The sequence below is a fragment of the Streptomyces tatrensis genome (assembly GCF_049310065.1).
Lineage (GTDB): Bacteria > Actinomycetota > Actinomycetes > Streptomycetales > Streptomycetaceae > Streptomyces.
The window spans coordinates 3,666,257-3,678,267 of sequence record NZ_JBMDLB010000011.1 but is presented as its reverse complement, the minus strand read 5'-3'; the positions used below and the strand labels follow the sequence as shown (position 1 = coordinate 3,678,267).

13 protein-coding genes, 1 tRNA gene and 1 riboswitch are annotated in these 12,011 nt (G+C 70.0%); of the genes, 8 read left to right on the top strand and 6 right to left on the bottom strand.

Annotated features, from left to right (window positions below; genetic code table 11):
- Positions 1 to 11 precede the first annotated feature (11 nt).
- The 4 genes from ACODT5_RS32405 to bcp form a co-directional block, all read right to left on the bottom strand.
- Positions 12 to 86, bottom strand: a tRNA-Leu gene (locus tag ACODT5_RS32405).
- 11 nt (positions 87 to 97) lie between these two features.
- Positions 98 to 967, bottom strand: coding sequence for an HNH endonuclease (locus ACODT5_RS32400; protein WP_422522675.1), 870 nt, complete (start codon positions 965 to 967; stop codon positions 98 to 100).
- Complete coding sequence (locus tag ACODT5_RS32395) at positions 964 to 1,587, bottom strand: HNH endonuclease family protein (RefSeq protein WP_422522674.1); 624 nt, start codon at positions 1,585 to 1,587, stop codon at positions 964 to 966. The genes ACODT5_RS32400 and ACODT5_RS32395 overlap by 4 nt, the downstream gene beginning before the upstream one ends.
- A gap of 143 nt (positions 1,588 to 1,730) precedes the next feature.
- Positions 1,731 to 2,198: a thioredoxin-dependent thiol peroxidase gene (bcp, locus tag ACODT5_RS32390; RefSeq protein ID WP_422522673.1), complete on the bottom strand. Its 468-nt coding sequence runs from the start codon at positions 2,196 to 2,198 to the stop codon at positions 1,731 to 1,733.
- A 64-nt stretch (positions 2,199 to 2,262) separates the two neighbouring features.
- On the opposite strand from bcp, the gene ACODT5_RS32385 reads away from it, so the two are divergent.
- The 3 genes from ACODT5_RS32385 (at position 2,263) to ACODT5_RS32375 (ending at position 3,536) form a co-directional block, all read left to right on the top strand.
- Entirely contained in the window at positions 2,263 to 2,631 is a 369-nt protein-coding gene (locus ACODT5_RS32385) for a DUF3618 domain-containing protein (RefSeq protein WP_422522672.1), read from the top strand.
- A gap of 46 nt (positions 2,632 to 2,677) precedes the next feature.
- A complete protein-coding gene (locus ACODT5_RS32380) occupies positions 2,678 to 3,022 on the top strand; it encodes a GroES family chaperonin (RefSeq protein WP_243337241.1) in 345 nt (114 codons plus the stop codon).
- Positions 3,023 to 3,090: 68 nt separating this feature from the next.
- Positions 3,091 to 3,184, top strand: a riboswitch (guanidine-III (ykkC-III) riboswitch).
- A gap of 31 nt (positions 3,185 to 3,215) precedes the next feature.
- Entirely contained in the window at positions 3,216 to 3,536 is a 321-nt protein-coding gene (locus tag ACODT5_RS32375; RefSeq protein ID WP_327306528.1) for a DMT family transporter, read from the top strand.
- Between the two features lie 17 nt (positions 3,537 to 3,553).
- Here ACODT5_RS32375 and ACODT5_RS32370 read toward each other — a convergent pair whose 3' ends face one another.
- Positions 3,554 to 5,998 (bottom strand): transglycosylase domain-containing protein, encoded by a 2,445-nt coding sequence (locus tag ACODT5_RS32370; RefSeq protein ID WP_422522671.1) that lies wholly within the window; start codon positions 5,996 to 5,998, stop codon positions 3,554 to 3,556.
- Positions 5,999 to 6,196: 198 nt separating this feature from the next.
- Here ACODT5_RS32370 and ACODT5_RS32365 point away from each other — a divergent pair, with 198 nt between their 5' ends.
- The 5 genes from ACODT5_RS32365 to ACODT5_RS32345 all read left to right on the top strand — a co-directional run bounded on the left by ACODT5_RS32365 (position 6,197) and on the right by ACODT5_RS32345 (position 11,384).
- Positions 6,197 to 7,027: an ABC transporter permease gene (locus ACODT5_RS32365; protein ID WP_422525109.1), complete on the top strand. Its 831-nt coding sequence runs from the start codon at positions 6,197 to 6,199 to the stop codon at positions 7,025 to 7,027.
- Between the two features lie 61 nt (positions 7,028 to 7,088).
- The gene (locus ACODT5_RS32360; protein WP_422525108.1) at positions 7,089 to 7,955 is read left to right on the top strand and encodes an ABC transporter permease; all 867 of its coding nucleotides are present in this window, start codon (positions 7,089 to 7,091) and stop codon (positions 7,953 to 7,955) included.
- A 2-nt stretch (positions 7,956 to 7,957) separates the two neighbouring features.
- Complete coding sequence (locus tag ACODT5_RS32355; RefSeq protein ID WP_422522670.1) at positions 7,958 to 8,941, top strand: ABC transporter ATP-binding protein; 984 nt, start codon at positions 7,958 to 7,960, stop codon at positions 8,939 to 8,941.
- A 118-nt stretch (positions 8,942 to 9,059) separates the two neighbouring features.
- Positions 9,060 to 9,854: a DUF1707 SHOCT-like domain-containing protein gene (locus tag ACODT5_RS32350; protein WP_422522669.1), complete on the top strand. Its 795-nt coding sequence runs from the start codon at positions 9,060 to 9,062 to the stop codon at positions 9,852 to 9,854.
- Positions 9,855 to 10,127: 273 nt separating this feature from the next.
- A complete protein-coding gene (locus ACODT5_RS32345; protein ID WP_422522668.1) occupies positions 10,128 to 11,384 on the top strand; it encodes a DUF445 domain-containing protein in 1,257 nt (418 codons plus the stop codon).
- A 65-nt stretch (positions 11,385 to 11,449) separates the two neighbouring features.
- Here ACODT5_RS32345 and ACODT5_RS32340 read toward each other — a convergent pair whose 3' ends face one another.
- Positions 11,450 to 11,932 carry a hypothetical protein gene (locus ACODT5_RS32340; protein WP_422522667.1) on the bottom strand — a complete coding sequence of 161 codons (483 nt, stop codon included), beginning with the start codon at positions 11,930 to 11,932 and terminating at the stop codon, positions 11,450 to 11,452.
- Between the last annotated feature and the right edge of the window lie 79 nt (positions 11,933 to 12,011).

Sequence of the window (12,011 nt, the reverse complement as noted above, 5' to 3'; positions counted from 1 at the left end):
GGCCGTAGCTGTGGGCCCGGTGGGATTCGAACCCACGACACACCGGACCTAAACCGGCGCCCTCTAGCCAGCTGGGGTACGGACCCGCGCGACCACCTTACTGGTCGGCGGTGGCTCGTTGCGATGGGATACCCGACCTTGATCGCTTGGCGAAGGTCGGAGTCTGGCTGTGGCAGGAGGGACACAAGTAGCGGAGGTTCTCCCGGCGGTTGTCCAGCCGGTCGCCGTTCACGTGGTCGATCTCCAAGACGAGCCTCCGACCGCGCCAGACATTCCCGATGCCACACTCCGCGCATGTATGTGGCACTCCGAGGTCGTCCAAGGCTCGGCGCAACGTCGCCGTCTTGGTGCGAGAGGAGCCGGCTTCGAGTCGCCTCAGGATCTCCGTCGACGACATGCGCGCGGGGGAGGGGTGGCCGATGGTGTGCCCCTGGCCAGTGAAGTGCTCTGTAGCCAGCCCGTATTCTTCGATGCTCCGCCTGGCTTTGGCACGTGCGGCGCCGTCGACGGGGTGGTGGCCGAGCGCGCGCATGACCCCTGCCATGCTCTTCGCTCCGGCGACGGCGGGTGCGATCTCCTCGAGGGTGAAGTGGTGGCGCGACGAGGGACTACCTCGACGGGGGAAATGAGACGTGTCTATCCCGAACCGTTCGAGGAGCTTGGCGATGTGAACGTGGGCGCTGTTGTATGGCTCGACGCCCATGTAAGCGAGCATTCCCGTGATGCTGTCCGAGTGGGCGGCCGCTTCGCGGAGCCGCTCTACTGTGTACCGCTGCCGGACCCGTTCAGGTAGTGGCTCGTCGGCGAAGTGCGAAGTGTCGATGCCGTAGTGGGCCAGCCTGTCGCGCAGATATCGGCGAGGGCCGGCCAGCAACAGGGTGTCCAGAAGTCTCATGAAGTCGACCATGCTGGTGGCCAGTGGCGCGGTTCGACTCAACCGGTCCCGCGTGTACCTGACTTTGCTCATGCCGACATCCTTGCCTTGCGGCCGCGGTACGTGTCTGTAGCCGCAGGGCAGTTGGGGCAGAGGATTCGAAGGTTCTCCTGCCGGTTGTCCCACCACTCGCCATTGATGTGATCGACCTCGTGTCGGAGCGGTTTGTCGTTCCACATCGTGCCGACGCCGCACTCGGCGCATTCCTCGGAAACGCCGACCTTCAGCAACTCTCGTCGCAAGCGCTGGCCAGGGACACGGCCGTCCTGCGGATCCCTGAGCGAGAGCGCCGGTCCGAGAGAGCCCTTGGGGCGCCTCCGGGTGGCGACGAAATGCGATGTGTCGATGCCGAGAGCCGCGATCCGCCGCGAGATATGTGTCTGGTTGCCGCCGACGTTGCTGATACCGAGTCGGCTGACCACCTCCGAGATGGATGTGGACTCGGCCACCAGCTCCCGGAGTCGCTCCGCCGTGTGCCGTGCCCATTTCGTGGGGAAGTGGGAACAGTCGATTTCCGCTTCCCGCATCTTCGTCCGTAGATAGCGCCTGCTGCCGCTGCTCGGCGTGCCGCCGCACCACCGGACTGCGTCGTCCCAGTTGCTCGTCTCGCGGGCTGCGGCTTCCAGCAGTTCCCGCGTGTATCGGACGGCCATTGATTCCCCCTATCGGCCGCTCGTGCGGCCTTCGTACGGAATAACGGACCGATAGTCGGACGGTTACGGCCTAACTCGTCCGATAAACGGAACAGCCCGCACCGTTTGTCGAGTGCGGGCCGTTCCGGAGGGAGGGGCGGGAATCAGATGCCCAGGTCCTTGATGATCTTGGCTACGTGGCCCGTGGCCTTGACGTTGTAGAGGGCGCGTTCGACCTTGCCCTCCTCGTCGACGATCACCGTGGAGCGGATGACCCCGGTGACGGTCTTGCCGTACAGCTTCTTCTCGCCGAACGCCCCGTATGCCGTCAGGACCTCCTTCGAGGGGTCGCTGACCAGGGTGACCTTCAGGTGCTCCTGCTCGCGGAACTTCGCCAGCTTCTCCGGCTTGTCCGGGGAGACGCCGATGACGTCGTAGCCGGCCGTGGCCAGGACGGCCAGGTTGTCCGTGAAGTCGCAGGCCTGCTTGGTGCAGCCCGGCGTCAGGGCGGTCGGGTAGAAGTACACGATGACTTTGCGGCCCTTGTGGTCGGCGAGCGAGATCTCGTTGCCGTCCGCGTCGGGCAGGGTGAAGGCGGGGGCGATGTCGCCCGGCTCAAGTCGCTCGCTCATTCTCAACAGTCTCCTCAAGAGGGGATCGGTACGGTGTCGAGACTAAGCTGCTGACAGACTGTTCATGGTGGGCTACACCCGCCGAGGGACCGACCACGACGACGGAGGCAGCGCGGTGCCGGAAGCCAGGACCCCCGCACAGATCGAGGCGGACATCGTCCGCCGCCGCGAGCAGCTCGCCGAGGCGCTCGACGAGATCGGGGTGCGCCTGCACCCCAAGACGATCGTCGGGGACGCCAAGGCGAAGGTGGTCGGCAACATCGACCACGTCGTCGGCCGTGCGGTGGCGACGGTGAACCGCCTCGTCACCGATGCCGGTGACGCGCTGCGCCACGACGACGGCGCCCCGCGCATCGAGCGGATCGTGCCGGTCGCGCTGCTCGTGGTGGGTGTCGTGGGCCTGCTGGTGGTGTCGGCGCGACGAAAGCGCTGATGACCCTGTGGGGTGCGGGGCGGGTGTGGGCGGGTAGGTTCGGGCCGTGAGCGAGAACACCACTACCCACGACAAGCTGCCCATCCGCATGCTGCACGACCGCGTGCTCGTGAAATCCGATTCGCCGGAGGGTGAGCGCCGCTCGGGCGGCGGCATCCTGATTCCTGCGACGGCCGCGGTGGGCAAGCGGCTGGCCTGGGCCGAGGTGGTCGCGGTCGGGCAGAACGTACGGACCGTCGAGCCGGGGGACCGGGTGCTGTACGACCCCGAGGAGCGGGCCGAGGTGGAGGTGCGCGGGGCCACGTACCTGCTGATGCGGGAGCGGGACCTGCACGCCGTGGCCGCCGAGCGGCTGGAGGGGTCCGAGGACTCCACGGGGCTCTACCTTTAGCCCCCGAGCAGCCCCCGAGCAGAGTGTGAAAAGGGCCGGTGACCATCGTCACCGGCCCTTTTCGTTCGGTTTTGCTACGGTGGTGGGGAACCCCCGACGAGACGCGCCGTACCGGGTCGCCCTTGGCCAGTGGCCAGTGGCTGCATGACAAGACGACGCACCCCGTTCCGCTCTCGTCCCGGAGGTGCCTGTCATGGCCTGGGTTCTGCTCATCGTCGCTGGTCTGATCGAAGTCGCTTGGTCGATCGGCATGAAGTTCACCGACGGATTCACCCGGCTCTGGCCGAGCGTGTTCACGGGCGCCGGCATCGTGGCGAGCATGGTGCTGCTGTCGATCGCGGTCAAGACCCTGCCGATCGGTACGGCGTACGGCGTGTGGGTCGGCATCGGCGCGGCCGGTGCGGCGGTGGTCGGGATGGTCGCCATGGGGGAGCCCGTCACCGCCGCCCGGATCTTCTTCATCTGTCTGCTGCTGGCCGCCGTCGTCGGGCTGAAGGCGACCTCCGGTCACTGAGTCACCGGTTCACTGGGTTACTCCAGTAGGTCCGCCGGTGGGCGTAGGCCCTCGGTGGTGCCGCCTTGGGTGCCCGTGGTGGTGCCGTTCGTGGTGCCGCCGTCGGTCTGGCCGCCGTCCGTTTGACCTCCGGTGGTCTGGCCGCCGTCCGTCTGGCCGCCGGTGGTCTGACCCCCGTCCGTCTGGCCGCCCGTGTTCTGGCCTCCGTTGGTCTGCCCGCCCGTCGTCTGGCCCCCGTTCGTCTGTCCGCCCGTGGACGGGCTCCGGGTCGGGCGGCCGGGCCGGTTCGAGGGGCGGTCGCCCGGGGTTTCCTCCGGGGAGGGGGTCGGGTCCTGGTTCACGGGCGGGGGCGGCGGGGGCTGGTTGGCGCCCGGCATGAGCTCCAGGTCGAAGTCGACGGGGTCGGTGTCCGCCAGGGCCGTCTTCGTGTACTGGGCCCAGATCCGGGCCGGGTAGCCGCCGCCGCCGATGCGGGCCTCGCCCAGGGCTCCGTAGAGGGATTCCAGGGAGCCGGTGTCGGGGTCCTGGCCCATCATCGAGACGACGGTGACCAGGTTCGGGGTGTACGCCGCGAACCAGGCCGAGCGGTCCAGTTCGCCGGTGCCGGTCTTGCCGGCGGCCGGGTGGCCGGCGGCCAGGGCGGCCGTACCGGTGCCGTTGTCCACGACGCTGACCAGCATGGACGTGGTGGTGTCGGCGGCTTCGCGGCTGACGGCCTGGGCCGGGTCGCGCGGCGGGAGCGGGATGGTGTCCCCGGCCTTGGTGATCTTCTCGACGAAGGTGTGCGGGGTGTGGCGGCCGTGGGCGGCGAGGGTCGCGTAGGCCTGGGTCATGTCCAGGACGCTGGCTTGCATGGTGCCGAGCGCCATGGCCGGTCCCGCGTCGAAGTTCGGGGTGTTCTCGGGGATGCCGAGGGCGATGGCGGTCTGCTTGACCTTGTCGGTGCCGACGTCGACGACCATCTGGGCGAAGACGGAGTTGACGGAAAGGTCGGTGGCGGTGTTGACGGTGATGTTGCCGTAGCTGAGCTGCCCCTCGTTCTCCGGGGCGTAGGGGATGCGGCTGCCGACGACGCGTCGCTTGTTGTCGCCGTTGTAGATCGTGAACGGGGTGATCGTGCGGCCGTCCTGGGTGCGCGAGTCGTTCTGCACGGCGGAGGCGAAGACGAACGGCTTGAAGGTGGAGGCCACTTGGTAGTCGTGCCGGGTGGCGTTGTTGACGTACTGCTTGGTGTAGTCGATGCCGCCGTACATGGCGACGACCTTGCCGGTGGCCGGGTCGATGGAGACGGCTCCGGTGCGTACGACGCGGTCCGCCTTGCGCGTCTTGGGGTCGAGCTTGCTGACCATCTTGTCGTTGACGGCGTCGACGATGGCGGTCTGGCGGGTCTTGTCGATGGTCGTGGTGATGCGGTAGCCGCCCTCGGCGAGGGTCTTGTCGTCGAGGATCTTGTTCTGGGCGATGTAGTCCTTGATGGCCTCGACGAGGTAGCCGCGCTGTCCTGAGAGGCCGGCGGCCGGGCGGACCTTGCCGGGCTCGGGGAACTGGGTGGCCGCGCGTTCGGCGGGGGTCATCCAGCCCTTCTTGACCATGCCGTCGAGTACGTAGTTCCAGCGGGCGAGGGCGCGGCCGCGGCCCTGGGGGTGGGCGACGACGTCGAAGGCGCTGGGGGAGTTGAGGAGGGTGGCGAGGTAGGCGCCCTCGGCGGTGGTGAGCTTGCCGACGTCCTTGCCGTAGTAGGCCTGGGCGGCGGCCTGGATGCCGTAGGCGTTGCGGCCGAAGTAGCTGGTGTTCAGGTATCCCTCGAGGATGTAGTTCTTCGACTTCTCACGACCGAGCTTGATCGCGATGAAGAACTCCTTCACCTTCCGCTTGATCGTCTGTTCCTGGCCCAGGTAGTAGTTCTTGACGTACTGCTGGGTGATGGTCGATCCGGACTGGGTGCCCTTGCCGGTCGCGGTGTTCCAGGCGGCGCGCAGCATCGCGGCGGGGTCCACGGCGCGTTCGGAGTGGAAGTCGCGGTCCTCGGCGGCCAGTACGGCCTCCTGGACGGTCAGGGGGATCTGGGAGAGCTGCACGTTGACGCGGTTGACCTCGCCGTCGCGGGCGAGCTGGGTGCCGTCGGTGTAGAGGTAGACGTTGGACTGTGCCGTGGCGGCCGCGTTGGCGGGCGGGATGTGGACCAGCAGGTAGCCGGCCACGAGGGCGCCGCCGATGAGCAGGGCGAGCAGCAGGCACGCGCCCAGGACCATGCGCCAGGTCGGGAGGAGGCGGCGCCAGCCGGTGCGCTTGCGCTTGGCCTTCTTCGCCGCCTTGGCCCGCTCCTTCTCCGCTCTCTTCGCGTCCTTGGCCGTGGGGGGAGCTCCGGGTTGCGGGGGCGCGTCGGGGCCGGGGGCCCGCTGCCCGTCGGGGGTGTCGGGATCGCGAGGCGTCCATCCGGGCGGTGGTGACGGGTCGCTCATCTCCGGGACTCCTCGGCGCCGTACGAAATATCCACATCTGTACCTCATGCTGTCTACCCGATGGCCGCCGGTTCCGCTCCGGACGGGCGTAATTCGTTCGCGTGGATCGCCCCTCCGCACTAAGCTCGCGCGCTTTGGCCGACCTAGGAACGACGCAGCAACGATCCGGGAAACGGAGGGGATGTGGTGCGCGAGCCGATGGCCCGGCGAGCCGGGCTCTACGGGGCGGTCGCCGCCGGGGGCTTTCGCAGGTACGCGACCTACGGAACGGCCACCGCGGCCGGGGTGTTCACGAACACCGTGTTCGGCTTCATCCTGGCCTACACGTACATCGCGCTCTGGGACGAGCGGCCCGGGCTCGGCGGCTACGACCAGGCCGAGGCCCTCACGTTCATGTGGGTCAGTCAGGCGCTGCTGTCCGCGGGGGCGCTGATCGGCGGTGGCTTCCAGGAGGAGTTCCAAGAACGCGTCCGTACGGGTGACATCGCCGTCGACCTGTACCGTCCGGCCGATCTCCAGGCGTGGTGGCTCGCGGGTGACCTGGGCCGGGCGGTGTTCCAACTCCTGGGCCGCGGCGTGGCGCCGCTGGTGGTCGGCGCGCTCGCCTTCCAACTGGCGCTGCCCACCGCTCCGCTGCGCTGGCTGCTGTTCCTGGTCTCCGTGTTCCTCGGGCTGGTGGTGAGCTTCGCGCTGCGCTACCTGCTGGGGCTGGCGGCCTTCTGGCTGATGGACGGGGCCGGGATCAACATGATGGCCACCGTCGTCTCCATCTTCTTCTCCGGGATGCTGCTGCCGCTGACCGTGTTCCCGGGCGGCTTCGGGGAGTTCGTCCGCCTCCTGCCGTGGGCGGCGATGCTCCAGGTGCCGGTGGACGTGCTGCTCGGCGGGGGTTCGGGGGGCGCGGGTACGGGAGCCGCGGGTACGGCGGGGGCGCTGGGGTTCCAGGCCGCGTGGGCGGTGGTGCTGCTCGGGCTGGGGCGGCTGGTGCAGTCGGCGGCGACGCGGAAGGTGGTGGTCCAGGGTGGCTGAGCGGGTCGTGGAGGGCGGGGCCGGGGTGACCGCGTCGGCTGAGGTGACCGCGTCGGCTGAGGTGACCGCGTCGGCCGAGGTGGCGGCGGCGCCGGAACTGCTCGTCCCGCAGCGCAGCCGGGTCCTGGAAGGGCTGCGCGGTTACGGCCTGATCGCCGCGATGTGGATCCGGTCGACGATGACGTACCGCACGTCCTTCTTCCTCTCGACCTTCGGCAACGCGGCCATCACCCTCCTCGACTTCGTCGCGATCACGATCATGTTTTCGCACGTGGACGAGCTGGGCGGCTTCACGCTGCCCGAGATCGCCCTGCTGTACGGGTCCTGCTCGGCCTCCCTGGGCCTGGCCGACCTGCTGCTCGGCAACACCGACCGGATCGGCGCCCGGGTCCGCGACGGCTCCCTCGACACCATGCTGGTCCGCCCGGTCCCGGTGCTCGCCCAGGTGGCGGCCGACCGCTTCGCGCTGCGCCGGCTGGGGCGGATCGTGCAGGGGCTCGCGGTGCTGGGGTGGGCCGTCTCGGAGCTGGACCAGCTGCACTGGACGGTCGGGAAGGTGCTGATGGTGCCCGTGATGATCACGGCCGGGGCGGCGATCTTCGGCGCGGTGATGGTGGCCGGGGCGGCCTTCCAGTTCCTCGCCGGGGACGCGGCGGAGGTGCAGAATAGCTTCACCTACGGCGGCTGCACCATGCTCCAGTACCCGCCGACCGTCTTCGCGAAGGATCTGCTGCGCGGGGTGACCTTCATCGTGCCGCTCGCCTTCGTCAACTGGCTGCCCGCCCTGTACGTGCTGGGCCGGCCCGATCCGCTGGGGCTGCCGGGGTGGGTGTCGTACGCGAGCCCGCTCGTGGCCTTCGTGGTGTTCCTCCCCGCGTCGCTGGCCTGGCGCGCCGGGGTCCGTTCGTACCGCAGCACGGGGAGCTAGCCATGCCGGATCCGGAAGCGCTGATTTCACTGCACGAGGTCGAGAAGGTCTTCGACGTACGCCGCAGGGTGGGCCTGGTGCGCCGGGAGAAGCGGCAGGTCAGGGCCGTGGACGGGATCAGCTTCGAGGTGAGGCGGGGCGAGATGGTCGGCTACATCGGGCCCAACGGCGCCGGCAAGTCGACCACCATCAAGATGCTGACCGGCATCCTCACGCCGAGCGGCGGCCGGCTGCGGGTCGCCGGCATCGATCCGGCGCGGGAGCGGCTGCGCCTCGCGCACCGGATCGGCGTGGTGTTCGGGCAGCGCACGACGCTGTGGTGGGACCTGCCGCTGAAGGACTCGTACGCGCTGATGCGGCGGATGTACCGGATCCCGCCGGCGCGGTTCGCGCAGAACATGGAGCGCTGCGTGGACCGGCTCGACCTCGCCGAGCTGCTTGACGTACCCGTACGGCAGTTGTCGCTGGGGCAGCGGATGCGCGGGGACATCGCGGCGGCGCTGCTGCACGACCCCGACGTGCTGTACCTGGACGAGCCGACGATCGGGCTGGACGTGGTGAGCAAGGCGAGCGTACGGGGCTTCCTGCGGCAGCTGAACGAGGAGCTCGGTACGACGGTGCTGCTGACCACGCACGATCTCCAGGACATCGAGCAGCTGTGCGAGCGGGTGATGGTGATCGACCACGGGCGGCTGGTGTACGACGGCTCGCTGGGCGGGCTGCACACGGCGGGCGGCGCGGACGGTGCGGTGGTGAGCGAGCGGACGCTGGTGGTGGACCTGGAGCGGGAGCTCCCGCCGATCGAGGTGGCGGGGGCGCGGGTGGTGAAGGTGGAGGGCGCGCGGCAGTGGCTGGCGTTCCCGGCGCGGGCCTCGGCGGCTCCGCTGGTGGCGGCGGTGGCGGCGGAGTATCCGCTGCTGGACCTGTCGGTGCGGGAGCCGGACATCGAGGACGTGATCGCGCGGATGTACGCGGGGCGGGGGTAGAGCGGGGCGGAGGTAGAGCGGGGCGGAGGTAGAGCGGGGATAAATCAGGGACAACCCTGAGCCGGAGCGGGGTTCGGGGCCGTACCGCTCGTCGGGGTGACTGCATAGGCTGGTCTTCATGAGTGACGAGCGGCCTGAGAAGCCGGTGCCCGAGAAGTCGCGGTCCGAGGGGTCGCTGCCGGAGCCGGCGCTGCCCGGAGGGCCGTCGCCCTCGCCATTGCCCTCGCCGGCGCCGCTGCCGGAGCTGCGGGCTTCGGACGCCGACCGGGAGCGGGTGGTGGACCGGCTGCGGGACGCCGTCGCCGAGGGCCGGCTCGACATGGACGAGTTCGAGGAGCGCCTGGACGCGGCCTACCGGTCCCGCACGTACGCGGAGCTCGAACCGCTGACGCGGGATCTGCCCGCGCTCGGTGCGACGGCCCCGATCGCGGCCGCCCCGGTGGCTCCGGTCGGGCTGACGAAGGCGGTGCCGGCGGGTTCGCAGGCCGACTGGCCCGCCCGGATCGTGGGCGGCGGAGGGATGGCGGGCGGCCCGGCGATGGCCGTGGCGGTCATGTCGGGCTTCCAGCGCAAGGGCAACTGGACCGTGCCCGCCCGTTTCCACGCCGTGGCGTTCTGGGGCGGAGGCGAGCTCGACCTGCGCGAGGCGAACTTCGCGGAGCGGGAGGTGGTGATCAACTGTGTCGCCGTCATGGGCGGCATCCAGATCATCGTGCCGCCGGGCGTCGAGCTCGACGTACGCGGCATCGGCGTGATGGGCGGCTTCGACCAGACGGACAGCCCCGGCCCGGTGGAGCCGGGGGCTCCGAGGGCGGTCGTGACGGGCCTTGCCTTCTGGGGCGGGGTCGAGGTGAAGGTGAAACCGCCGAAGCAGCGGGCGGTCTCGAAGCAGAAGCCGCGCAAGGAGCTGTAAGGAGCTGCAAGGAGCTGTAAGGAGGGAGCCCGTGAAGGGCCCGCGCTCCGCAGCCGGGAGGATCAGTACGGCGCGCCGGGAACTCCCCGGGCGCCCCGGGAGTCGGATGCTATGAAGTCGGACGCTTTGCGGACGAAATCGTCGCCCGGGGGAAGGCAGGAGCACGTGGAGCAGGGCAGCACGACGGCAACGGCGGAGGCTGAGTCGTCGTCATCATCGGCATCGTCCTCTTCGACGACGTCATCGACCGGGGCTGCGGCACGGGGCGGCTTCGTGTTCAGCGAGGCGGATGAGGAGCGCCGGCGCGGCGTGCGCCGGATGAAGCGGACCGCCACCGGCCTGCTGGTCCTGGTCGCGCTGATCTACGTAGCGGCGAAGTGGGCGGAGCACGCGGGCGCGGGCGGCTGGGCCGGGTACGTCGCGGCCGGGGCCGAGGCGGGCATGGTCGGCGCGCTCGCGGACTGGTTCGCCGTCACCGCCCTGTTCCGGCGGCCGCTCGGACTGCCCATCCCGCACACCGCGATCATCCCGACGAAGAAGGACCAGCTCGGCGTCTCGCTCGGGGAGTTCGTCGGGGAGAACTTCCTCTCCGCCGACGTGGTGCGCACGAGGCTGCACGCGCTGGGCATCGGCGGCCGGCTCGGCGCCTGGCTGGCCGAGCCCGCGCACGCCGACCGGGTCACGGCGGAGCTGGCGACCGCACTGCGCGGGGCGCTGACGGTCCTGCGGGACTCCGACGTGCAGGCCGTCGTGGGCGAGGCGATCACGCGGCGGGCCGAGACGGCGGAGATCGCGCCGGGGATCGGCAAGACGCTGGAGAAGGTCGTCGCGGACGGCGGCCACCGCCGGGTCGTGGACCTGGTGTGCGCGCGGGCGCACGACTGGCTGGTCACCCACGCCGAGTCGGTGGAGGCGGCGGTGCAGGGCGGGGCGCCCGGCTGGACCCCGAGGTTCGTGGACCGCAAGATCGGCGACCGCGTCTACAAGGAACTGCTCCGCTTCGTCCAGGAGATGCGGGACATGCCGGAGCACCCGGCGCGCGGGGCGGTGGACCGCTTCCTCGCGGACTTCGCGGCGGACCTCCAGTCGGACACGGAGACGCGGGCCCGGGTGGAGCGCCTGAAGTCGGAGATCTTGCAGCGCGAAGAGATCCAGGACGTGATCGCCTCCACCTGGACGGCGGTCCGCTCGATGATCATCTCGGCGGCGGAGGACGAGCGGAGCGCGCTGCGCCTGCGGGTCCGTTCCTCACTGATGTCCCTGGGCGCCAGACTGGCCACGGACGGCCGCCTCCAGGACAAGGTGGAGGGATGGATCGAGGGCGCGGTGGTCTACGTGGTCACCACGTACCGCGCGGAGATCACCTCCCTCATCACGGACACGGTGGCGGGCTGGGACGCGGAGCACACCTCGCGCAAGATCGAGGCCCACATCGGCCGCGACCTCCAGTTCATCCGCATCAACGGCACGGTGGTCGGCGCGCTGGCGGGCCTCCTGATCTACACCGTGTCGCGGGCCTTCGGGGCGTAGGGGGGTGGGGGTCCCGGGAACCGGTCCGGCATACGGGATTGCGAAAGGCGCTTCTCAGGCGCTTCTCAAGCGATCCATTCGTCGCTGTATCGATGCCGGTCCAGCCCCACGGCGCCGAATTCGTCCTTGCCCGGGCTGCTCCTCGCACCCAGCCGTCGCAGGGCCTGGGAGATGGGGCTGACCGCTCGGGAGATCTGCCCCTGGGTCGGCTCGGTCGACTCGTCCAGCGGTCCCAGCGCCAGGGCCCCATCGGCCCAGACGGCCGCTCGTTGCTCGCCGATCCCGCCGAAGTACTCGGCCTCCACATAGGCGACCGGGCCTGTGGCGGACCACTGGGCGAGAAGCTTCTCGAAGCCTCCCGACAGACGCCAGAACCCCAGAGCCCCGACCTCGCTGCCGTCGTCCGCTACGGCGTCGAAGACCTTGCCCGTGGCCGGCATCAGCGCCAGGCCCTGGCGGAGAGGCGCCACCCGTGCTCCCGGAACCTCCCGGGCCGCAGCACGAAGCAGCGCGTCTCCGGCGATGACCGCCTGCAATTCGTAACTCACGTGAGGGCCCCCAGCCGATTGGAGCCCTCATCCTGCCCGAGAGGCCGCGCAGGAGCCCGCTGCTTTTTCCCCTCAGAGC